Here is a 22372-nt window from a genome sequence, read left to right as displayed (position 1 = left end):
TCACGATTCCTCAGGATTCATCTCGGGTCGCCCGGGAGTTCGGCGACGTGTCACTTCCAGCAGCGACGCTCACAAGCGTGTCCGATTCACCGGTTTCCGCTTCTTTGATTTCCGCTTCGCTGATTTCCACGCTGTCGCGAGCGCTGACTCCCCCGGTTCGGGAGGTGTACGCGGTGCTCGTCCGCGTCGGGATCTTGCGAATCGTCGACTGACCTTCCGCGCTCTCCTCAGTTGCGGCGATCCGCTCCAACACCCGCGGAGCCAGCGCCGCCAGCAGCGTCGCTGCCGACGCACAGCCCACTGCTTGACCCCACCCAATCGGACCGAGCGGCGTGCAACCGAGAAATTGGCTCACCACCGGTGTGCTGACGAGCGTCGCCAGCGCCGCAGCGGACCCGGCAACTGTTGCGACCACCAGCGGACTGCGCGATTCGAGCAGCGTCTGCCCCAGTTGGGTGCCCACCAGGGCAACCAACGCCACCGTCGACGCTCGCCGCCGCCTGCCGCTCATCCGTGCCAGAAGCCACGCTGCCAGCGCACCGATTGCCGTGGCACCCCCGCGGACAGCGATCGTCTGCCACAACGCATGAGTGTCCATCTGTTCGGACTTCTCGGATCCGTACTCGGACGGGGTGCTCACCGCAAGCGCAGCAGCGGGCAAGGCGTCCGTCATCAGATTGACCAGTAGCAACTGCCTTGCGTTGAGCGGTGATTCGCCGGACAGCGCAGAACCGATCAGAGCGAATGCGACTTCACCCGCGTTGCCTCCGAGCAAAACCCCCACCGCTGATCTGACCCGCCGCCACAATTGACTGCCCTCGTCCAATGCGTCGGTCAATCCGCCGACACGGCCGTCGAGGAGCACGATGTCTGCGGCGCCGCGCGCCGGATCGCTGTCAGTCGACGCCACCCCGATTCCCACGCTGGAAACTCGGATCGCCGCAGCATCGTTCGCGCCGTCACCGACCATGGCGCACACGCGCCCGTCAGTCTCCAACGCTTGCACGATCTCGACCTTCTGCTCGGGTGTCACGCGCGCAAAGACGCTGCTGCCGCGGACGGCGTTCCGTCGTTCTGCGCGAGAGAAGTTCTCCCAGTCCGGACCGGTGACCACGTCCTCACGCGCCACATCCATCCCCAGTTCGGTGGCGACCGCCGCCGCTGTTGTCGGATGATCCCCCGTCAGCACGCGCACTTGCTGTCCGTTGCCTTGAAGTTCTCGAACAAGTTGCGTTGCTTCGGGTCTGAGCGTGTCCGAGAGTCCGAGAAGGCCGACCGCTTCCAACCCCTCGGAGCAACACTGTTCGAGAAATTCCGAGTCCTCCGCAGCGCGTCGCGCATCGTGTTCCGACAACTCGCGCTGCGCGACGGCAACCACCCGCAGTCCGCGTCCGGCCATGCTCTGAACGTGCTTCGCCGACACAGCATTCGGATCCCGCCCTGCCTCCGCCACGAATTCCGGTGAACCCTTCAGTGCGATCCGTCTGCCCAGTAGGGCTGCCGAGTACGGCCGCCCAGACCTGAACGGAACGAGGTTGAGCGCGTCGGCATCACCGAAAACCCGAGCCTCGTCCAGAGCTTGTTCGGCCGCATCGACCACAGCGGCGTCCGTCGAATGAAACACGCGATCGTCGCGACTTCCCAGAGCACTGCGCGCCGCAACTTCCAAAATCTCACTTTCGCCCCAACCGTCGACGCGTTCGACCGCGGCCACCCGTAGCTTGTTCTCGCTGAGGGTTCCGGTCTTGTCGAAGCAGACCGCGTCGACACGGCCGAGCGCTTCGATCGAACGTGGAGCACGCACCAATACTCCTACTGCAGTGAGCCTTCGAGCTGCCGCCTGCTGAGCCAGGGTCGCAACCAGAGGCAATCCCTCCGGCACGGCGGCCACGGCAACGGCCACACCTCCGGTGACGGCGCGGCGCAGACCGGTACCACGAATCAGACCCGCGACTGTCACCAACGCTCCGCCGCCGATACTGGCCGGCAGAGTCGCCCTGGTGAGTTCGCGCAGTCTGTTGGTCAGGCCCACAGCAGGTCCGGATCGGGATACACCGACATCGGCGCGCCTGGTCACCGTTCGAGTTCCGGTGGCCGTGACCACGCCACGACCGGAGCCGGCAAGCACTGTTGTCCCGGCATAGGCCATGCACCTTCGCTCGGCCAGGGGCATCCCAGGGGTCGGGTCGGTCTGCTTGTCGACGGGCATGGACTCCCCCGTCAACGACGACTCGTCGACTTCCAGCGATTCGGCGCTCAACAGTCGACAATCGGCGGGCACGATGTCCCCGGACTCGAGGGCCACGACGTCACCGAGTTCGAGCGCGTCTGCCGCAGTCTCGACCTCGCCAACGTTGGTTACTCGCCGAGCCACCGGTTCCTGAGTCCGCAAAAGCCGCTGCACTGCCCGTTCCGAATGAAGTCGTTGAACAGCGGACATCGCGGCATTGCCGACCAAAACCGAACCGACCAGGACGGCGTCCACCGGTGACCCGAGGACGGCGCTGGCCGCGGAGCCGGTTGCCAACACCGGCGTGAGTGGATCCGCCAATTCTGTTCGCAACGCCGACAATCCGTCACGGATCAATCTGAAGCGTGCGGGCGCCCGCACACCGCTATCAGCGCGCTGCGGTGTATGCCGGACGGATTCGGCGAGTTCGCGAACGACAGAATCACCGTCCATCTCATGCCAGCTATCGCTCGGAGCACCGACAGGGGCGGGAGCCTGAATCACAGATCGGGACAGGGTGTATCCGGTCCACAGTCCCGCGGCCGAACCAGCCGTGACCGGCCCCGGCCCAGCCCCTCGAATTCCCGGAAGCATAATCAAGGCACCCAATGCCGAAGAACCCGAGGAGAGTTCGACGCCGCGCCTCGTCGCTGTTCGGGCAGCCGAGAGCGCATGGACGACCCGCCACGCCCCGGCCAAGTCGGTGTGGATGTCGGCACTCACGTGCTCGCCACTCGGTGGTGAAATCCCGATGCGCAGCACTGCCTGCCCCGCTATCGCCCTACTCGACACGATCGCAACTGTCCGACCCTCGGCCACCAACGCCGAGAGAGCTTCGCGCAGGCCGGCTTCGGGAGTCGATGGCGCCGGATAGAGCTCGTCGAATCCGCTTCGCAGTGATCCGAGCCCGTCGTCGTCGATCGTGACCGCTGCGACTCCGCTCGCGCGTATCTCACCTATCAGTGATTCCGCCAACCCTTTTCGCACCGGCCTTACGACAACTTCGGCGCCGTCGATGCGGTGTCTTCCGACCCCGAGTGAGCCGGCGTCAAGCGCTTCCCTGGCATGTGCCCACACCACGACGCGGTCCGACTCGGACACCTCTCGTATGTCGGAAACCCGGAGCGCGTCGTCGAAAAGGACACTCGGATCGACGAGGACGGTATCGACACGATCGAGCATGCGTAGAGCCGCGGGGTCCGAAACGGCGACGTGGTGCGTCCGCCACAGACCGTATGACAAACCAGCAGCGAACGATTCGCGTGACATCCGAAGCGGCCGCGGCGCCGAAACCTTGATGCTCGTCGCAACGGTGTCACCGCCGGCAGACACGGTAGCCAGTGCAGCCCCAGCCGCCAGCTGAACCCCAGCGATCCTGTCGGCATAACGCTCCCCCGGACCACTCGGGTCACGCCTCGTGGAAGCACCGCGACCGCCAGATTCGAATGGCCACACCCGCCGAGAGTTTCGCGCCGCCAGAGTTTCGCGTAGCAGCATCGTCCGCAGCCCGAAATCCACGCCCAATGACGCAGGCGCATAGGTCAGAACATCCGCGAACGACGTCGCCGACTCCAAAGCGAAGTCGGTGAGCGAACGGCCAAGGCGCTGTTCGATTCGCCGACGCACCCGGGGTTGATAATTGATCGCCGACGCCGCCGCCGAGACATAGGCGGAACCCGGCATTCGCGGCGCACGAAGAATCGATCCCGCTGCTGCAGGAATCATCCCGACGCCCGCCAGCGCAAGAGTGCCAGTCCGCAGCGCCACGTCACTGACAGCGGTTCGCGGAATCGTCGAACCACCGACCAACGCCAGACCCGACAACGCCAGGCGCGGCGGCAAAGTTGCCACCGACACCGCACGCCGGGCCATCGCTGAGAACATCAGGAAGTGGATCGAGTGTGCGAAGAACTGTGAGTTCGATCCTGCGACCGACTGGCCGCCTTGTGGGAGTTTCCGCTCGATTCCTTCTTTGCCGGTTCCGTCTTGGTCGCGCGCCCAACCGCCTTGACCGCACGATCGGGCCGCGCGCTCTTGCGATCCCATTCGTGAAGTACCAGGGCCGTGCCGCCGACCGCCAAGAGCACCGGCCACTCCACCAATCCCGCCGCGCCGACGGCGGCCATCGTGAGAACCGCGGTCGGCGTCGAGGAACTACCCGCACGAATTCCGTCTCGGACGCCCTCCGCCGTTCCGCGTATCCCGCCCGTCACTCCACCGATCACTCCACCACCGACGGCTCCAGCCACCGTCGTCGTTGCGTCTGCCACACCACGAACGACCCGGGTGGCTTCGTCGACAATCATCATCGGACGCTCCTATCAGCAGTCCATCGAAGAATTCAGTATTTGAGGCCATACCCAACACCGACGGCGGCAATCACGATCCGATACATTTTTCGGCGAACCTGGCGAGGGCGCGCCATCGTCAGCGCCGTGAGAGGGTACGGTGCGGGATGCAGCGACCACCTTCATCGACGGGAGTTCCACACAGTGGCGATCATCGGAAATTCGGACCTCGACATCTTCCGACTTAGCTTGGGCGGCAACCCTTTCGGATGGACAGCAGACGAGAAGACGTCCTTCGAGATCCTCGACTCGTTCGCCGAAGCCGGTGCAAACTTCATCGACACCTCCGACTCGTACACGGCGTCGGCTCCCGGCAATTCCGGCGGGGAATCCGAAACGATCATCGGGAAATGGATCACCGATCGGGGACTGCAGAACGACATCGTCGTCGCCACCAAGGTGGGTAGCCATCCCGATTTCAAGGGACTGAAGGCCGACAACATCGCGGCCGCAGCTGAGGCGTCGCTGCAGCGCCTGCAGACGGACTGCATCGACCTGTACTACGCACATTTCGACGACCCGCAGACTCCGCTCGAGGAAACTCTCGAAGCCTTCAATGCGTTGGTCGTCGCGGGCAAGGTTCGCTATCTCGGAATCTCCAACTACAGCCCCGACCGCGTCCGGGAGTGGCTGCGGATCACCGAGGAGAACGATTACGCCGCGCCCATCGCGCTGCAACCGCACTACAACCTGGTGCACCGCAAGTCGTACGAACCCGAACTCGCGCAGATCGCCACCGACAACAACATCAGCGTCTTCCCGTACTTCGCTCTCGCTTCCGGCTTCCTGACGGGAAAGTACAAGACCCGCGCGGACATCGAAGGCAGCTCCCGCGAACGACTGACCGCCGGATACTTCAGCGACGCCGGACTCGACGTCGTCACGGAACTGGCAACAATCGCGCAGGCACACGAAAGCGAGATCTCGACCGTCGCGCTGGCCTGGCTGCTGACTCGACCGGGCATCACCGCACCGATCGCGAGCGTCAGCCGGCCGGAGCAACTCCCGGCGCTACTGGACGCCCCGAATCTGGTGCTGTCGTCGAATGAACTGGACACTCTCGAACGGGTGTCGGCGGCAGTCGGCGCCTGAAATCAGGCAGTTTTGAGATGAGCGCCGAGGGCCGTGTTGTTGATCGTCCAAAACGACCAGCCGTCATGGCTCTCGGTGTCGCCTGAAATGTGACCGGTCACGGCATTGGCGGCCGCGGTCGGATCAGGGAATCGGCGGCCTTCCATCGGTCCGCGCATGATCTCGACGACCTCGGTGCTTTCGTCGAAGCGTCCGACCCAGCGGTATCCATGGCAATCAGCCGTCATCTCGAGGCGATTGTCGACAACTTCGATCTCCTCGACACCGCTGGCGCGACGCTTCTTCGCGGCGACCGGCGACGTCTTGCGCTTGGTCGCAACCGGGGCCTCCACGTAAATGCTCGGATCCTTGACCGCAGCCAGTCCCAGCGCATCCCAACGATCGTGACCGTGTACGACGCGTCCGCGCGGAATCGCGTGATGTCCGGTGCGATTGCGTCCGGGGCTGTCCATGATCCACAGGTCGACCTCGGCACGGATGTCGTCCGCGACCTCGTTGGAGGGCAGCATGAAGAACTCGTGCGGGTCTGCAGCCAGGTCGACGAACACCCAGAACTCGGAGCGCGTGTCGTCGCTCTCGAGCGACTCGTCCTGACGCCTGGCCTGCCAGTCACCGTCGAGCTTGGAACGCACTCGGACGATTCGGCTGATGCCGTCTGCGCCCGTCACCTCGACGGGATTACGACGTGAGTGCGTGAGGCGGACAGCCTTGCCCCCACGCTGCGTAGCTTCGGAAATGAACGCATTGATGCCGCGGCTTGCGGTGTCTTCCATGATCGACCTGTCTCGAGCGGGTACGCCCGCATCACCGGATCGGCATCGGGGTCGAGCAAAGAGCGAATTCTCGGCCTGTTCTTCGATCGTGCGGCCGGTCAGTACCTTCGACCTTACAGCTCCGGCGACAGCCTGACTACGGCGCCCGACGCTCGTTCCCGGAGGTCAGCAGTGCAATGTCCCCGTAAAGAGCCGCCCGGTGAGCGAACATCAGTTCTTCCACACCGTCGAATTGATCCCCGACGTAGTGCGTGTTGGCAGCCGAAAGTTCACGTGAACCAGAGCGCGCGAGTAGGTCGTCGATCCGGCTGTCGAGGCTCGCTGCATGCGCAACCGCGCGCTGCGAACTCAACTGATCCTCGGCCCGTGCGACCAGGTCACCGATCCGCGCGAGCGCCGCGACGCGCTCGACCAGCTGGTCCCAGACCGTGCCGAGTGCTTCCCTTCGCGAAGCGATTCCGGCTCGGGTTCCCTCGTCGCGTGCCAGCGCAGCCGCGTCGTCCAGCTCTGCGAGTATCGAACGCAGCGCTACGGTATCGACCGCGATCTGCGTGATCTCGTCTGCCAAGTCCAGTTGATTACGTTGAATGACGAAGTGATCGGAATGCCACGCGCTGGAACTCTCGATCCGGTCGAAAAGATTCCCGGCGAGGTAAAGCAGTGCGTCGTACTCACCGGCGCGTCCTTCGGGTTCGGAATCGACCAGTCCGTCGAGGACTTCCGCGATGCGTCTTCCGGCATCGGCGATGACACCGGTTCCCTGGACCTTCCCGAACTGGGCGGCGAGTTTGTCGAGTGCTGCGTTTCCACTGCTGGCCACGACACCGAGACCCACCGGCAGCTTGGCTGGAACCGGCGTACAGGTGAGCCCGGCAAAGAGAGCCTCGCGCTGCTCGACGTCGAGATGGAGACCGTCGCGGCGGTCCTTGCGGATGGCACGGACACTGCTCGCGAAGTGACGATTGGAATGCACGATCGCCGATCGCATCGACTGAACGCGCTTGTCCAGCGCCTGCACCCGCCGTTCGAGGACAACCTGAACGGGACCGATGCGTGTCGCGAGCAGTCGACGCCTGGTGCGGGCCAGCTCGTCGGTGAGATACCTCAACTCCGAAAAGCCGCCGATCTCCGGGAACGAACGTCCGACACCGCGCCGGTTCGCCAGGATCGACCGCGTCGACTCGTCCGCATAGCCGCCGGCGATCAGCAATGCGACATCGTCGGACAACTCCGGCCGGTTCGACTCGACGGTCCCCGCCGCACACCACTCTCTGACTCGGGTGGAGATGAGCGTTCGCCGTTCGGTCACCGACGCCACGACAAAGACGTCGCCATTTCCGTCTGCCATCTCACGGCCATCCGTCATCTCACGCCTCCTGCTGGGTGCCGGTTACCACTGTTCCAGAATCTGCCGACACGCGCCCGACCCCTGCTCCCGAAGTCGACGCACCTCTGCCATACCGTAGGCGGGTGACCTCCCTGCGATCAGACGCGCAAGCAGGTCACTCGCGCGCACCGCGGACTCCTCCAGCGGTTCAACCACTACTTCCCGATCTCGCGATCGAACAACTCCAGTCGTTGTTGCAGGTACGTTCCTGGACTCTCGCGGAATGGTTCGCGATGGCCGACCAACGCGGATTCCTCGCGCCCGCGGCCAGTGTTCCGCTCTTCATGGAAGCCGCGCTGAAGTATCCCGAGCACCGCGAGGCGCTCCTTCGCCTCGCCGGTCGACGCGGGCAGTACCTGGCGGAGCAGAATCCCGATTGGGCCCAATTGCGGCGGATCGGGTCACGCCGGGACGAACTGTGGCTATCGCCCGATCCGAACGACCGTACGGCCTGGTTCGATTACATACGTACGGTCGACCCGGAACTGGCGAGCGAGGAGCTCGAGATCGCCTGGGACGACGAGCCCACCGCAAACCGCCTGCACTTCCTCGATCACCTCGACGTCGGGCTGGGTGAACACGATCACACCCTCCTCGAGCGTGCACTCGACGATCCAGCCGTGCGGGTTCGTGAGCGTGCAATTCAACTACTACGGCAACTCCCCCGATCTCCTTTTGCCTCTCGCATGGCTACTCGAGCTAAGTCGTGGGTCCGGCTCGAGACGAAGCCGTTGCGACCGCGCCTTGCCGTCCGATTGCCGGGCTCGCTCGACGACCTCGCATTTCGTGACGGCATCGAAGACGTCCACTACAAGAACAAAGGCATCCGGCGCTGGTGGTTACGGCAAGTCGTGACCGCCACTCCACTGACGCTGTGGGAATCGATGGCCGGTTCGCCACGCGAGGCCCTCACCATCCCCATCGAGAAGCAATGGCGCACCGTGATGATCGAATCATGGACTGCTGCAACAGTTCTTCAGAAGAACACAGCGTGGGCGTCGGCATTTCTGGAGCGGGACGGGCGCACGACCGACCGGAGAATCGTCGCCATCGCAGACCCACGCGAGCGCGTCGAATACATCGTTGCCGGCCACGCGGACGAATACCTTCTGGGCGTCGACGGCAGCGCACTACTCGACGGCATCGACCGTCCATGGCCCCTGGCCGTCGCCGAAAAGTTGTTGAACGCCTTGGAGAACGAAGCGATGGAGCATGCTGCGACGGGTGAGGACTTGGGCATTCACTCGCGACACAGTCACTTTTCCACTCTGCGAAGCGTGCAGGCGCGCTTCCCTTTCGACGCCGTACCGCTTCTGCAGGACGCGGCGGCACGAACGAGTGACCCCGGGTGGCAACAAGCATTCACCGACAGCGCCGTCAACATCGAGCAGCGCCAACTCCGCTTGGACGTTCTACGTAATCACCACTGAACGACAAAGGGGCCGCATCCCTCGAACAGAATGCGGCCCCTCTGTCGATGGTGAAAGATCAGACCACGCTGACCATCTCGTGATCAGCCACACCGGCGGCCAACACCCGGAGGTGATCTTCGGTGCTGCCGAGGGTGTGCTCGATGGCGACGAGACGGCTCACGTAGTGACCCACCGGGTATTCGGCGGTCATACCGATACCACCGTGCATCTGGATCGCTTCCTGGCCGATGAGCCGAGCCGAACGCCCGATCTGCAACTTCACCCGCGAAGCGATCACCGGATCGACGACGCCGTCGGCAAGGGACATCGTTGCGTACAGACTCATGCTGCGTGCCAACTCGAGCGAGACGTACAGGTCGGCGGCGCGGTGCGTCAGCGTCTGGAACTTCGCGAGCGGAACTCCGAATTGCTTACGCGTCTTGAGGTATTCGGTGGTCAGGTGTAGCGCCTCTTCCATTGCTCCGACAGCCTCGGCGCACAGCGCGGCCTGCTCACGGATCTGTGCGGCTTGGATCAGAGCAGAAGCGTCACCGCCCTCACCGAGTGCTTCGGCCGGAGTATCGGTGAACTCGATCTGCGCCCCACGCAACCCGTCGTGAGTGGCATAGGACTTGCGTACCAGGCCGGAGGCATCGCTCTTGACGAGGAACAGTCCGACGCCACCGCCGGGGAGCGCAGCGCTCACGACCAAGATGTCCGCAGTCGCGCCGTGGCCAACGGGATTCTTGATACCGGTGATGGTCCAGCCGCCCTCGACCTGCGCCGCCGCGGTGGCCCGTTCGGTTGCCGGCCAACGAATTCCGGGTTCCTGATCGGCGAACGCGAGGAACGTGGTGCCCTCGGCCACTCCGGGAAGAATCGACGAGCGCTGCTCTGCGCTGCCTCCTTCGGAGATGAGCCCGCCCGGCGTCACGACCGCGTCGAGTAACGGTTCGGGGGCCAAGCGTCGACCGATCTCGGTCATGACCGCACCGATTTCCACCGGGCCCGCGTCCATGCCGCCGTCGTCCTCGGAGAACGTCAGGCCGAGCAAGCCGACCTCGGCCAACTGCTTCCAGACCTGCGGACTCCACCCTGGATCGGAGTCGATGATCGCGTTGCGCTTTTCGGCGTCGTAGCTACGCGAGAGGAGGTCCTTGGTGGTGTCGCGGAGAAGCTTCTGCTCGTCGTTCAGTTCGAAGTCCATGCCACGCCTCACAATCCGAGGATCGAGGAGGCGATGATGCTGCGCTGCACTTCGCTCGATCCGCTGTAGATGGATACCTTGCGGTAGTTCAGGTACGTCGGGGCAGTGTGCTGCGCCCAGCTCGCGGAGGCGATGTCGCTGCCCGCGTCGTACGGCAGTGAATCAGGGCCGGCCACGTCCATCAGCAATTCGACGCTCGCCTGCTGCAATTCGGAGCCACGAAGCTTGAGCAGTGACGACGCCGGGTTCGGCTGGCCGTCAGCGGAACTGGCGACCACCCGGAGCTGAGTGAGCTCGAGGGCAAGCAATTCGTTTTCGAGTTCGGCGAGGCGAGCAGCGAAGAGCGGATCTTCGAGCAGGGTCCCGTTACCGACCTTGACCTCGGCAGCGCGGGCCTTGGCCTGGGCCAGACGAACCTTCGAGAAACCGACGCGGGTGACACCGGTGCGCTCGTTTCCGAGCAGGAACTTGGCGTAGCCCCAGCCCTGGTTCTCTTCACCGACCAGGTTCTCTCCCGGAACGCGGACGTCCTCGAAGAACACTTCGTTGACCTCGTAGCCGCCGTCGATCAGCTTGATCGGGCGGACCGTGACTCCAGGCGTCTTCAGGTCTACGAGGATGAACGAGATACCTGCCTGGCGCTTGGGCGCATCGGGATTGGTACGCACGAGGCAGAAGATCCAGTCGGCGTACTGTCCCAGCGTCGTCCAGGTCTTCTGACCGTTGATGACCCAGTCGTCGCCGTCGCGGACCGCGCGGGTCTTGAGCGAAGCGAGGTCGGAGCCGGCCTCGGGTTCGGAGAATCCCTGGCACCACCAGATGTCGAGGTTCGCGGTCGCGGGAAGGAACTTCTCCTTCTGCTCCTGCGAGCCGAAGGCTGCGATGACCGGACCGACCATGTTGGCGTTGAACGCCAACGGTTCGGGGACCGACGCTAGCTGAAGTTCGTCGAGCCAGATGTTGTGCTGGACCGGGGTCCAGTCCTTGCCGCCCCACTCGACCGGCCAGTGCGGTACCGCCAGACCGTGAGCGTTGAGGATCTGCTGCGCCTCGACCATACGGTCGCGCCCCAATTCCTCGCCGTGGGCGTACGCCTCCCTGATGTCCGCGGGGATTTGCGTACGGAAGAACGTCCGCATCTCGTCGCGGAACGCTAGTTCCTCGTCGGTCAATGCCAGGTTCATCGGGATTCCTTCGCACTCGAAACCGGATTCATGTTCGGTTCGACCGTACCCCGACGACCATGGAGGCGGAACAGGTACCGCGAAAGACGGCACTCAGGGCCGACCTTCTACACGGTTTTGAGGACCAACAGGTAGCCCCCGCCCGCGGCGTCGATGCTCGTTTCCACGTTCAACGACGGAGCCAAACGTGACAACCGATCGATCAACCAATCCGACGCTTCCTGGGCGTCGTCCTTGCCGGGGCAGCGAGCGACGGCGACGCGGCCACCCTTGCGCTCGAGTTGCTCCACGACCCCGATGATCGGAGCGGGATCCACGACGAACAGCCGATCCGGCCATTCCACAACAGGTTTGACCGCACCCTTCTTGGTGTTGCATGCGCGGTGCGCCAAGCGTTCGACGCCACCTTTGGTCTTGCCACCCTTTTTTGCGGTGTTGATGCTGTCGATGCTCGGGCCGCGCGGATCATTGACGGACATGTCGGGATCGACCGGTTCGTCACACAGCCAGCAGCGCCAGGATTCACGTTCGCCGACTTCTTGAAGGGTGCTCATGTGGCAACGGTACCGTGCGCACTTTCGGCTGCTTCCGCTACCAAAAGTGCGCACGGGGCCGAAGGCCCTACATGTCTGCAATCGCCTCCAGTGGCTTCGTCTTGGCCGCTCGGTTGGCCGGCCACAGCGCCGCCAAGACACCGACCACACCCGAGCCGATCAGCATTCCGACCACCTGACCCCACGGGATCGTGATCTTGTCGAGGCCCTGATCCGCGAGAGTGCTCACGAAGGCCCAACCGAACGCGATGCCGAGAACAACTCCGACCGCCGCGCCGTACACCGCGATGAGCACCGACTCGAGGTAGATCGTGCGTCGCATCTGTCCGCGCTGCATGCCGACAGCTCGCAGCATTCCGATTTCTCGTCGCCGCTCGACCACCGACAGCGCCAAGGTGTTGATGATGCCCAGGATTGCGATCACGACCGCGAGTGCAAGCAGTCCGTAGAGGATCGCCAACAAGGTGTTGATCTGCTGGCCCTGAGTTCCCTTGAACTCCTCACGATCCTGCACCTGGACGACGACGTACTTCTCCGTGGCCGTTTCCAGCTCGGATCGCAGCATGGTCAGATCCGCACCAGGCTTCGCCTTCACCAGCACCACGAAGTCCGGGAGACTCTCGGCCGGCATCAGTTTCCGGTACGCCTCGTCCGAGACGATCCACGAGCCGATCAGCTGGTTGTCCTCGAACACTCCCGCGACAACGGTCTGGTACTCGACGCCGCCAGGACCGGTCAACGTCTGGGTCGAGCCGACAGTCCAGCCCTTGTCATCCGCAGTCGACTTCGAGACGAGCATGTTGTTGCCGGTCAGATCGACAGTGCCCTCGAGGATCTTGTACTCGAGCACGCCTTCGATCGGTCCGTCGAACGAAGCACCCTGCTCGTCCTCACCGTCGACCTTCGCGCGCACCCCGTGCAAGGACGTGGCGCTCTGTACGTCGGGTACCTGCCGGACCGCGTCGGCCGCACCTCGCGGCACACCGATCGCGTTGGGACCGGTCAGGATGTAGTCGGCCGAGACACCCACGTCCACAAGAGCATTGATGCTCGCCTTGGCCGAGGAACCGAACACTCCGATGACCGTCACCAGCATCAGACCGAGAGTCAGCGCGAATGCCGTTGCGGCCGTACGGCGAGGATTACGCACCGCATTGGTACGGGCCAATCGCCCGATGGCGCCGAACGGCTTGGCGAACACGGCACCGAGCGCACCGACGATCGGTCGCGACAGCGCCGGAGCCCCGAGAAGAACCGCGATGATCAACGAGAACGCACCGAGTCCGACTATCAACGCAGCCCCACCACCGGTACCGCGAGAGCCGAACACGAGCAGTGCCACACCGATCACGCCGAGAATCGCACCGATCAACGTCCGCACTCGCAGTGAGTCACCGGTAGAGGCGAACTCCTCACGCATGGCCGCTACCGGCGGGATCTTCGACGCACGACGAGCCGGGGCGTAAGCGCTGAGCGTCGTGACGACGACGCCGACTACCAACGCGACGATGATCGTGCGGGCACCCACCTGGAGCGGGCCTTCCGGCAGACCGACGTCGAATGTGTTGAGCAGACTGCGCAATCCGTAGGCGAGACCGATACCGCCGAGCAGACCGATGATGCTGCCGATGAGTCCGACCACGAGCGCCTCGGTGACCACCGAACGGCCGACCTGCGCTCGGCTCGCACCGATCGCACGCAGCAGCGCCAGCTCACGAAGACGCTGCGCCACGATCATCGAGAAGGTGTTGTAGATGATGAACGTTCCGACGAGCAGAGCAATCGCGCCGAACGCCAACAGGAAGTAGTTGATGAAGCTCAGCGCCGAGTCGACCTCGGCCTTGGTCTCCTCACGAACCTGGTCGCCGGTCTGCACCTTGAGATCGGGGAAAACCTGCTCGACGCGTTGCTGTAGTTCCGTCTGCGACACCCCGTCGCCCGCGACGTCGATGTACTCGACGTGTTGGCCGTCGGTGAAGAGTCCACGGGCCTGCTCGTCGGTGAAGAGCGCGCCGATGAACCCGCCGGTGTCACTACCCGCCCCCTCGTAGATGCCGGACAACGTCACGTCCACGATTCCGCGGGCCGGTGCCAGAACCTTGGCGGAGTCCCCCACCTTCAGTCCGGCTCGCTCGGCGGCGCTGGTGTTCAGCGCGACCTGACCGGTCTGCGTCGGAGGCGCGCCCTCGACGAAGGTGTCGGGTTCGGCAATCGCCTGGCCCGGCGGTAGGTAGGACTGCCCGATACTCGGCGCGCCGCCGGTCTGAACAGCGCCGCCGTCTGCGTTGATCAGGACGATCTGTCCACTGACGGCCGGGGCTACCGCTCGGACGCCGTCGACCGCCGCAAGTTTGTCGACATCCTCCACCGGAACACCACTGGTGTTGCGTTCTTCCATCGATACCCGGACGTCGACGCCCTGGGCGGTGTTCTCGAAGATCGAATCGAAAGTCTTCTGGAGGGTGTCGGTGAAAACGAACGACCCCGCGACAAAAGCCGTGCCAAGCACCACGGAGAGAACCGTCAGCGCAAGTCGCACCTTGTGTGCCGCCAAGTTGCGCAGGGAAACCTTGCGCATCGGCGAGTTGCTTACCGAAGCCATGTGCTCAAGCCCCGGCTTCCACGTTCACGACCGCCTGCGGAGCGTCCAGACGCTTCATCCGGTCGAGGACCGAATCCGCCGTAGGCTCGCGCAATTCGTCGACGATCTTGCCGTCCGCGAGGAACACCACCCGGTCGGCATACGCCGCTGCCCGCGGATCGTGCGTCACGATCACCACGGTCTGGTTGAACTCGTCGACGGCCGCCCGCAGGATCGAGAGCACCTCCCCGGAGGACTTCGAATCGAGGTTTCCGGTCGGCTCGTCGCCGAAGATGATCTCCGGCTGACCCGCCAGGGCACGCGCACACGCCACACGCTGCTGCTGACCACCCGAGAGCTCTCCCGGCCGGTGATCGAGGCGATCCCCGAGACCCAGCTTGGTCAGGACGCTGTTCAGCCAGGTCTGGTCCGCTTTGCGTCCCGCGATGTCGAGCGGCAACGTGATGTTCTCGAGCGCCGTCAGCGTCGGCACCAGGTTGAACGCCTGGAAAACGAAACCGATGCGGTCGCGTCGCAATTGGGTCATCTGTTTGTCGGAAAGCGTCGTGAGTTCCGTGTCGCCGATGAGAACGGAACCCGAACTTGCGGAATCCAGACCGGCGAGGCAATGCATCAGCGTCGACTTACCGGAACCGGACGGCCCCATGATCGCCGTGAACTCACCGCGGGCGAAATCTGCGGACACCGAACTGAGTGCGTGCACCTGGGTATCTCCGGTGCCGTAGGTCTTGGACAGGCCGACTGCGCGGGCCGCGACATCCTGGGCGTGCGAACTCATGATCGCCTTTCCTGTTCACTTCGGTACTACTTGTGGGCGTGACGGGCGCCCGTGAAAACACGGACGCCCGCAATGGTTGGTTCCATCCTGTCGGGTGTCGGGCGCGCTCGCCATCGGGGACCACCCTGATATCTGCAGCCGAGCCGGTCAGGGTCGCGGGAATGTGCTCTTTCTGCTTGTGCGCATTGACGAGAAACAGCGATACGAAGACCGGGCGCACATTAACCTTGTGACACCAATCACACGAGAGAGGCGGCCGAATGTCCGACGCCACCGCTGGAATCATTTTCGATCGGCTAGAGCACTGGGCGACGGTCAAGCCTGATCAAACAGCGATGACCTTCCAAGGGACCGAATACACGTGGGCCCAGTGGCGAGACCGCATCTTGCGTATCGCCGCCGCCCTCGCTGAATCCGGCATCGGCGCCGGCGACACTGTCGCGTTCGTCGACAAGAATCATCTGTCCTGCCTCGAAGTCACCTACGCCGCCTCACTGCTCGGCGCCGCGAATGTCATTCCCAACTGGCGACTTTCGGGCGAAGAGCTGGATTACGTCCTCGCGGACTGTGGCGCTCGCATTCTGTTTGTCGGCAGCGAACTACTCCCCCAGATCGTCGCCATGCGCGACCGCTTGACGGCCGTCGAATCGATCTTCGCCGTCGGCGGGGAACACGACGAGTTCGAACCGTGGATCGACGAGGTCGCACCGCTGCACTCCCGCCCCGAGGTGAGCCCCGATGCCACCGCTCTGGTTCTCTACAGTTCCGGGACGACCGGTCGGCCCAAAGGCGTACAGCTCACGCATCGAAACCTGTTCGCGCACAGCAACAATGTGCTCGAAATCCTGCCGGCCCACGAGGATCACCGATTCTTGATCGCGATGCCGATGTTTCACGTCGGCGGAACGTGCTACGCCATCATGGCAATTCACACGGGTGGGCGCTGTTACTTCACGAGAGAAGCCGACGGACCGTCGATCTTCGCCGGCCTCGCCGCCGGAGCCAACATCGCCTTTCTCGTCCCACCGGTCATTGCCGGAGTCCTGGCCGCAGGCGAGCAGGCCGTCGCCGCCTTCAAGGCATTCAAACGCATTACCTACGGCGCCGCCCCCATGCCCCTTCCGTTGTTGCGAGCAGCACTCGCGGCTTGGCCGGACACCGAATTCGTCCAGGTCTACGGCATGACCGAAATGGCAGGTGTCATTACCGCGTTGATGCCGGACGTTCACCGCGACGAGTCGCAGGTCGAGCGCATGGCATCAGCAGGCACGGCGATCCCCGGCGTCGAGATGCGTGTGGTGGACCCCGTCACGCTCGAGGACGTGCCCACCGGAACGACCGGCGAACTGTGGTGGCGATCCGAACAGTGCACCCCCGGATACCTGGGCAAGCCCGAGGCGACGGCCGAAACGATTACCGCAGATGGGTGGCTGCGTAGCGGCGACATGGGCCGCGCCGACTCCGACGGCTTCGTCTTCATCGAGGACCGCCTCAAGGACATGATCATCACCGGCGGCGAGAACGTCTACTCCCCCGAGATCGAACGAGTACTAGTGGAGCATCCGGCAATCGCCGAGGTCGCGGTCATCGGCGTTCCCGACGACCGTTGGGGTGAAACCGTCAAGGCAGTCGTGGTTCTCACTGCCGAAGCGCAGATCGACGAAGCCGAACTGATCACCTACACACAGGAACGCCTCGCAAAGTTCAAGTGCCCGACCAGTATCGACGTCGCCGAGATCCTTCCCCGCAATCCCACCGGAAAGATCCTCAAGCGCGACCTCCGCAAACCGTACTGGGACAACCGCGAACACAAACTGGTCTGAGTTCGCGTGCTGTAATGGGGCGGTGACTTCGCGCCGCCCCACCACACCCAATCCGACCGATCCGTGCCCGTGCGGCAGCGGCAACGCATTGGCCGAATGCTGCGGAAAGTACATCAGCGGTGAAGCGCACGCACCGACTGCCGAAACCCTGATGCGTTCGCGTTACACGGCCTTCGCTGTGATGGACGACGAATATCTCACGCAGACTTGGCATCCCGACCATCGCCCCGCCGAACTCGATCTCGACCCCGACCAGACATGGCTCCGGTTGGAGATCCTGGACACCGAACGGGGCGGGCTGTTCGATTCCGACGGCGTCGTGGAATTTCGCGCTCACTACACATTCGGGCGCGAGCGGGGAATGCTCCACGAACGCAGTCGATTTGCGCGAACAGAAGGCAAGTGGCTCTACGTCGACGGCGATATCGGTTAGGTAACTCCGGGCACCGCCGCCGCGGATCCCGATAACACGAGCCCTACGATCGAGTCATGACAACGAACCGGACGAGATCATTTGCCGCTGTCGCTGCCATCGCAGTGGGCGTGAGCCTGACTGCCTGTTCGCAGGACGCGGAGACCACTCCCACGGCAGCCACCTCGGCCGTCACCTCGACCTCGAGTGCAGCAGCGTCGACCACAGAACCAGTCCCGACGGACAGCTCCGACAAGACGTCGGCTGCGGGCACCGAATCCAAGCTCACCGTCGTCGACATCCGAGTGGGCGAGCACGACGGATTCGATCGTGTCGTCTACGAAATGGGCGGAACCGGCACACCCGGATGGCGCGTCAAGTACGTCGACGCGGCGACACAGGAAGGCAGCGGTAAGCCCGTGGACATCAAGGGTGCCGCAGTGATCCAGGTCCTGATCGACGGTTCCGCCTATCCCTTCGACAGCGGAGTCGAGCAGTACTCCGGCCCCAACCCGGTCCCCGGCGTCGGCGGAGTCGTGACCGAGGTCAACGGGTCCAACGTCTTCGAGGGAGTCACCCAGTCGTTCATCGGCGTGACAAAGAAGCAGCCGTTCACGGTCACGACGCTCAACGACCCTCCGCGCGTGGTGGTCGACGTGGCCCGCTGAGGCCGCACTTGACCTGAAGTTTGGTTGAGGTTCTACCTTCGTGTCGTACCGGCCACGTAATCTTCGTGGCCGGCGACCGGAGGGGCGAAGTCATGAGTATGGAAGTCACCGCGTGGAACGCGATGTACAACGCGATGCACGCGCAAGAAGATCGGCGCCCGTTCTCGAAGGCGACACTGAAGCGGATCGCGACGTTCGCAGTTCCACAGAAACGCAACCTCAGCTGGTACCTCGTACTCAGTGTTGTCACTGCTGCGCTTGCCGTGGCAACACCTGTCCTGGCCGGGCGTGTGGTCAACGCGATAGTCGGCGGCGACGCCGTCGACGTGGTCGTCAAACTTGCCGCCCTGATCGCACTGGTTGCACTTCTCGAAGCCGCTCTGGGCCTGTTGACCCGGTGGCTCTCGGCCAGCATCGGCGAAGACCTGATCCTGCATCTGCGCACCACCGTCTTCGATCACGTCCAGAAGATGCCCATCGCGTTCTTCACCAGAACTCGAACCGGAGCACTGGTCAGCCGTCTCAACAACGACGTCATCGGCGCTCAGCGCGCCTTCAGCGACACCTTGTCCGGAGTGGTCAGCAACCTGGTCACCCTGGTGATCACGCTGATCGTCATGCTCGGGATCTCCTGGCAGATCACCGTCCTCGCGCTGCTACTTCTCCCGATCTTCGTCATCCCCGCACGGCGCATGGGCGCAAAACTTGCAGCACTCAATCGTGAAGCAGCCAACCATAATTCGCTCATGAGCACCCAGATGACGGAGCGGTTCTCCGCTCCCGGCGCGACTCTGGTCAAGCTGTTCGGCCGCCCGTCGCAAGAGTCGGCGGAGTTCGCGGTTCGCGCCAGGCGTGTGCGCAACATCGGAGTCCGGACCGCAATGCTGCAGTCCGTCTTCGTCACAGCGCTGACCCTGGTCTCGGCACTTGCTCTTGCCCTCGTCTACGGACTCGGCGGCTTCTATGCGCTGCGCGGACAGTTGGACGCAGGCGCCGTCGTGGCGATGGCATTGTTGTTGACGCGGCTGTACTCACCGTTGACCGCACTGGCCAGCGCCCGGGTCGATGTCATGAGCGCCCTGGTCAGCTTCGAGCGGGTATTCGAGATTCTCGATCTGGCGCCGCTCATCACCGAGAAGCCCGATGCACGCACGGTGCCGCAGGGCCCGGTGTCCGTCGAGTTCAAGAACGTCACTTTTGCTTACCCGTCTGCCGACAAGGTGTCACTAGCTTCTCTGGAGGAAGTCGCGATCCTCGACACCCGCGGCGGCGAGGACGTGTTGCACGACCTGTCTTTCCGCACGGAAGCAGGGCAGATGGTCGCCCTGGTCGGCACGTCCGGCGCCGGAAAGTCGACCGTGGCGCAGATGATTCCGCGCCTCTACGACATCGACTCCGGTTCGGTCGAGTTGGGCGGCGTCGACGTCCGCGACCTCAGTGCCGATTCCATCCGCGAGACCGTCGGCATGGTCACGCAGGACGGGCACCTGTTCCACGAGAGCCTTCGATCCAACCTGCTCCTTGCGCGACCGGATGCCACCGAAGAAGATCTGCGCGAGGTTCTGGAGCGAGCACGGCTCACCGACCTGGTTGCGTCGCTGCCCGACGGACTGGAGACCGTGGTGGGTGAACGCGGTTACCGCCTCTCGGGCGGCGAGCGTCAACGCCTGACCATCGCACGACTGCTCCTGGCCCAGCCTCGCGTCGTCATCCTGGACGAGGCCACCGCGCATCTCGACTCGACGTCGGAAGCCGCGGTTCAGGAAGCACTCGGCGAAGCACTCGCCGGGCGGACTGCGGTGGTGATCGCTCACCGGTTGTCGACGATCCGTTCCGCCGACCTGATCCTTGTCGTCGAAGCAGGCCAGATCGTCGAGCGCGGCAACCATGAGGAACTGCTCGCGCGCGGTGGCCGCTACGCCGAGTTGTACCGTACGCAGTTCGACACCAACGCCCGGAAGAACGGCGCCCTCGCACCGACGCCGATCTGATACCGCGCGGCGCCTTGCCCTCCACACAGAAAACAGGCGCTGTCCTCCTCGCGGAGGGCAGCGCCTGTTTCAGTCTTTATGTCAGTCGTTGAAGCTGTAGGTCAGTCGTTGTAGCGATCGCGTCCGCCACCGCGGCGGTCGTCACGTCCACCGCGATCGTCCCGGCCACCACGGTCGCCACGGCCACTCGGACGTCCCTGCGGCGGGCCGAAATCAGGCTGCAGCTGGATCAGGACGCCGGAGATGCGTGTGCGACGCAAAGCTTCGAGAGTCTCGTTGGAGAGGTCGGCCGGCAGCTCGACGATGCTGTGATCCGGGCGAATGCTGATGTGCCCGAAGTCGCTTCGACGAAGTCCACCCTCGTTGGCGATGGCACCGACGATGGCACCCGGAACGACGCGGTGACGCTTGCCGACTGCAATGCGGTATGCAGCCAACTCCTGGCCCTCGGGTCCACGCGAGCGAGGAGCCGGGCCGTCGTCGAAACGACGAGGGGGACGCGGTTCACGCGGTTCACGCGGCTCGCGCTCACGACGCGGCGGTGCCGGCGGCTCGGGAGAAAGCAAGAATGCTTCGCCGTCGCGCGACTGCAATGCCAGAGCGGCAGCGATGTCGATGAGCGGAACATCGTGTTCCTGGTCGTAGTCCTCGATCATCTTGCGGAACATCGCGAGATTCTCCGAGGCCAGGCTCTCCGTGATGGAGTCACCGAACTTGGCCACGCGCTGGGCGTTGACGTCGTCGACACTGGGAAGCTGCATCTCCGCAAGCGGCTGACGCGTCGCCTTCTCGATGGACTTGAGCAGATGACGCTCACGCGGAGCGACGAACAGCAACGCGTCACCCTGACGACCGGCGCGGCCGGTACGACCGATGCGGTGAACGTACGACTCCGTGTCATGCGGGATGTCGTAGTTGACGACGTGGGAGATTCGATCGACGTCGAGGCCTCGAGCGGCAACGTCGGTCGCGACAAGGATGTCGAGGGCGCCGTTCTTGAGCTGACCGATGGTCCGCTCACGCTGTGCCTGGACGATGTCGCCGTTGATCGCGGCGGCCGAGTGCCCGCGGGCCCGCAGCTTCTCCGCCAGGTCTTCGGTGGCCTGCTTGGTACGGACGAAGATGATCATCGCCTCGAATGCCTCGACCTCGAGGACTCGGGTCAGTGCATCGAGCTTGCGCTGATGAGCAACCTGAATGTAGCGCTGCGTGATGTTCGAGGCGGTCGACGTCTTGGACTTGACGGTGATCTCGACCGGATTGTTCAGGTACTGCTTCGAGATCCGGCGAATCGAGCCGGGCATCGTTGCGGAGAACAGGGCGACCTGCTTGTCGCCGGGGGTGTCGCGGAGGATGCGCTCGACGTCCTCCTGGAACCCCATCTTGAGCATCTCGTCGGCCTCGTCGAGAACGAGGTACTTGAGATTGGTCAGATCCAGGGTGCCCTTTTCGAGATGGTCGATGACACGACCCGGGGTACCGACGACGACGTGTGCGCCGCGGCGCAGGCCCGACAGCTGGACGCCGTAGCTCTGGCCACCGTAGATCGGCAGCACGTTGAGTCCGGGGATGTGCGCGGAGTACTTGCCGAATGCCTCGGCAACCTGAAGCGCCAGCTCACGCGTGGGAGCAAGCACCAGCGCCTGGGTCTGCTTGATCGACGTGTCGATCCGCGACAGGACTGGAACTGCGAAAGCTGCGGTCTTGCCGGTACCGGTCTGTGCGAGACCGACGACGTCCTTGCCTTCGAGCAGCGGCGGAATGGTGGCAGCCTGAATGGGCGAGGGCGACTCGTAGCCCACGTCTGACAGTGCCTTCAGTACCCGATCATCGATGTCGAGGTCGGCAAATGTTGGGGGTTCGGGGTCACGCTCAATATCACTCATTTGACCAGCAGTTTAGCGGATAGAG

16 protein-coding genes are annotated in these 22372 nt (G+C 63.9%); 6 read left to right on the top strand and 10 right to left on the bottom strand.

What is annotated here, in order from left to right; all coding sequences use genetic code 11:
• Nucleotides 1-10: 10 nt before the first annotated feature.
• A complete protein-coding gene (locus R4P70_RS09585) occupies nt 11-4114 on the bottom strand; it encodes a cation-translocating P-type ATPase (protein WP_317830717.1) in 4104 nt (1367 codons plus the stop codon).
• Nucleotides 4114-4539, bottom strand: a complete 426-nt coding sequence (locus tag R4P70_RS09580; RefSeq protein ID WP_020908416.1) for a hypothetical protein — start codon at nt 4537-4539, stop codon at nt 4114-4116. The genes R4P70_RS09585 and R4P70_RS09580 overlap by 1 nt, the downstream gene beginning before the upstream one ends.
• A 183-nt stretch (nt 4540-4722) precedes the next feature.
• Between R4P70_RS09580 and R4P70_RS09575 the strand changes: the two genes are divergently transcribed.
• Nucleotides 4723-5670, top strand: coding sequence for an aldo/keto reductase (locus R4P70_RS09575; protein ID WP_070797481.1), 948 nt, complete (start codon nt 4723-4725; stop codon nt 5668-5670).
• Nucleotides 5671-5672: 2 nt separating this feature from the next.
• On the opposite strand, the gene R4P70_RS09570 is transcribed toward R4P70_RS09575, so the two are convergent.
• Together R4P70_RS09570 and R4P70_RS09565 are read right to left on the bottom strand one after the other, a co-directional pair.
• A complete protein-coding gene (locus R4P70_RS09570; RefSeq protein ID WP_019749294.1) occupies nt 5673-6443 on the bottom strand; it encodes a hypothetical protein in 771 nt (256 codons plus the stop codon).
• Between the two features lie 136 nt (nt 6444-6579).
• Nucleotides 6580-7809: a hypothetical protein gene (locus R4P70_RS09565; protein ID WP_317830716.1), complete on the bottom strand. Its 1230-nt coding sequence runs from the start codon at nt 7807-7809 to the stop codon at nt 6580-6582.
• 104 nt (nt 7810-7913) lie between these two features.
• Here R4P70_RS09565 and R4P70_RS09560 point away from each other — a divergent pair, with 104 nt between their 5' ends.
• A complete protein-coding gene (locus R4P70_RS09560) occupies nt 7914-9260 on the top strand; it encodes a DUF5691 domain-containing protein (protein ID WP_317830715.1) in 1347 nt (448 codons plus the stop codon).
• 58 nt (nt 9261-9318) lie between these two features.
• Here the strand turns inward: R4P70_RS09560 and R4P70_RS09555 are convergent, their stop codons facing one another.
• The 5 genes from R4P70_RS09555 to R4P70_RS09535 all read right to left on the bottom strand — a co-directional run bounded on the left by R4P70_RS09555 (nt 9319) and on the right by R4P70_RS09535 (nt 15567).
• On the bottom strand, nt 9319-10449 hold the full coding sequence (locus R4P70_RS09555; protein WP_317830714.1) for an acyl-CoA dehydrogenase family protein: 1131 nt from the start codon (nt 10447-10449) through the stop codon (nt 9319-9321).
• A gap of 8 nt (nt 10450-10457) precedes the next feature.
• Nucleotides 10458-11633 carry an acyl-CoA dehydrogenase family protein gene (locus R4P70_RS09550; protein ID WP_007736177.1) on the bottom strand — a complete coding sequence of 392 codons (1176 nt, stop codon included), beginning with the start codon at nt 11631-11633 and terminating at the stop codon, nt 10458-10460.
• 107 nt (nt 11634-11740) lie between these two features.
• A complete protein-coding gene (locus tag R4P70_RS09545) occupies nt 11741-12187 on the bottom strand; it encodes a hypothetical protein (protein ID WP_020970172.1) in 447 nt (148 codons plus the stop codon).
• A 67-nt stretch (nt 12188-12254) separates the two neighbouring features.
• Nucleotides 12255-14789 (bottom strand): ABC transporter permease, encoded by a 2535-nt coding sequence (locus tag R4P70_RS09540; protein ID WP_060939479.1) that lies wholly within the window; start codon nt 14787-14789, stop codon nt 12255-12257.
• A gap of 4 nt (nt 14790-14793) precedes the next feature.
• A complete protein-coding gene (locus R4P70_RS09535; RefSeq protein WP_092763254.1) occupies nt 14794-15567 on the bottom strand; it encodes an ABC transporter ATP-binding protein in 774 nt (257 codons plus the stop codon).
• A 260-nt stretch (nt 15568-15827) separates the two neighbouring features.
• Between R4P70_RS09535 and R4P70_RS09530 the strand changes: the two genes are divergently transcribed.
• The 4 genes from R4P70_RS09530 (at nt 15828) to R4P70_RS09515 (ending at nt 20461) form a co-directional block, all read left to right on the top strand.
• Complete coding sequence (locus R4P70_RS09530) at nt 15828-17390, top strand: long-chain-fatty-acid--CoA ligase (protein ID WP_317830713.1); 1563 nt, start codon at nt 15828-15830, stop codon at nt 17388-17390.
• 22 nt (nt 17391-17412) lie between these two features.
• Nucleotides 17413-17823: a YchJ family protein gene (locus tag R4P70_RS09525; RefSeq protein ID WP_317830712.1), complete on the top strand. Its 411-nt coding sequence runs from the start codon at nt 17413-17415 to the stop codon at nt 17821-17823.
• A gap of 56 nt (nt 17824-17879) precedes the next feature.
• A complete protein-coding gene (locus tag R4P70_RS09520; RefSeq protein ID WP_317830711.1) occupies nt 17880-18470 on the top strand; it encodes a hypothetical protein in 591 nt (196 codons plus the stop codon).
• 92 nt (nt 18471-18562) lie between these two features.
• Nucleotides 18563-20461: an ABC transporter ATP-binding protein gene (locus R4P70_RS09515; protein ID WP_019749303.1), complete on the top strand. Its 1899-nt coding sequence runs from the start codon at nt 18563-18565 to the stop codon at nt 20459-20461.
• A 101-nt stretch (nt 20462-20562) separates the two neighbouring features.
• On the opposite strand, the gene R4P70_RS09510 is transcribed toward R4P70_RS09515, so the two are convergent.
• Nucleotides 20563-22347, bottom strand: a complete 1785-nt coding sequence (locus R4P70_RS09510) for a DEAD/DEAH box helicase (RefSeq protein WP_317830710.1) — start codon at nt 22345-22347, stop codon at nt 20563-20565.
• Nucleotides 22348-22372 lie beyond the last annotated feature (25 nt).

Origin of the sequence: Rhodococcus sp. IEGM 1241 (assembly GCF_033142365.1) — a bacterium.
GTDB classification, from domain to species: domain Bacteria; phylum Actinomycetota; class Actinomycetes; order Mycobacteriales; family Mycobacteriaceae; genus Rhodococcus_F; species Rhodococcus_F erythropolis.
The sequence above is the reverse complement of the archived record's forward strand: the minus strand, read 5'-3'. Positions and strand labels throughout refer to the sequence as shown.

Bases quoted from the DNA above. Each gene is read 5' to 3' on its own strand.
- R4P70_RS09540 (WP_060939479.1), bottom strand. From the start codon at position 14,789: ATGGCTTCGGTAAGCAACTCGCCGATGCGCAAGGTTTCCCTGCGCAAC.
- R4P70_RS09510 (WP_317830710.1), bottom strand. From the start codon at position 22,347: ATGAGTGATATTGAGCGTGACCCCGAACCCCCAACATTTGCCGACCTC.
- R4P70_RS09555 (WP_317830714.1), bottom strand. From the start codon at position 10,449: ATGGACTTCGAACTGAACGACGAGCAGAAGCTTCTCCGCGACACCACC.
- R4P70_RS09570 (WP_019749294.1), bottom strand. From the start codon at position 6,443: ATGGAAGACACCGCAAGCCGCGGCATCAATGCGTTCATTTCCGAAGCT.
- R4P70_RS09520 (WP_317830711.1), top strand. From the start codon at position 17,880: ATGACAACGAACCGGACGAGATCATTTGCCGCTGTCGCTGCCATCGCA.
- R4P70_RS09545 (WP_020970172.1), bottom strand. From the start codon at position 12,187: ATGAGCACCCTTCAAGAAGTCGGCGAACGTGAATCCTGGCGCTGCTGG.
- R4P70_RS09550 (WP_007736177.1), bottom strand. From the start codon at position 11,633: ATGAACCTGGCATTGACCGACGAGGAACTAGCGTTCCGCGACGAGATG.
- R4P70_RS09580 (WP_020908416.1), bottom strand. From the start codon at position 4,539: ATGATGATTGTCGACGAAGCCACCCGGGTCGTTCGTGGTGTGGCAGAC.
- R4P70_RS09515 (WP_019749303.1), top strand. From the start codon at position 18,563: ATGAGTATGGAAGTCACCGCGTGGAACGCGATGTACAACGCGATGCAC.
- R4P70_RS09585 (WP_317830717.1), bottom strand. From the start codon at position 4,114: ATGTTCTCAGCGATGGCCCGGCGTGCGGTGTCGGTGGCAACTTTGCCG.
- R4P70_RS09530 (WP_317830713.1), top strand. From the start codon at position 15,828: ATGTCCGACGCCACCGCTGGAATCATTTTCGATCGGCTAGAGCACTGG.
- R4P70_RS09535 (WP_092763254.1), bottom strand. From the start codon at position 15,567: ATGAGTTCGCACGCCCAGGATGTCGCGGCCCGCGCAGTCGGCCTGTCC.
- R4P70_RS09565 (WP_317830716.1), bottom strand. From the start codon at position 7,809: ATGACGGATGGCCGTGAGATGGCAGACGGAAATGGCGACGTCTTTGTC.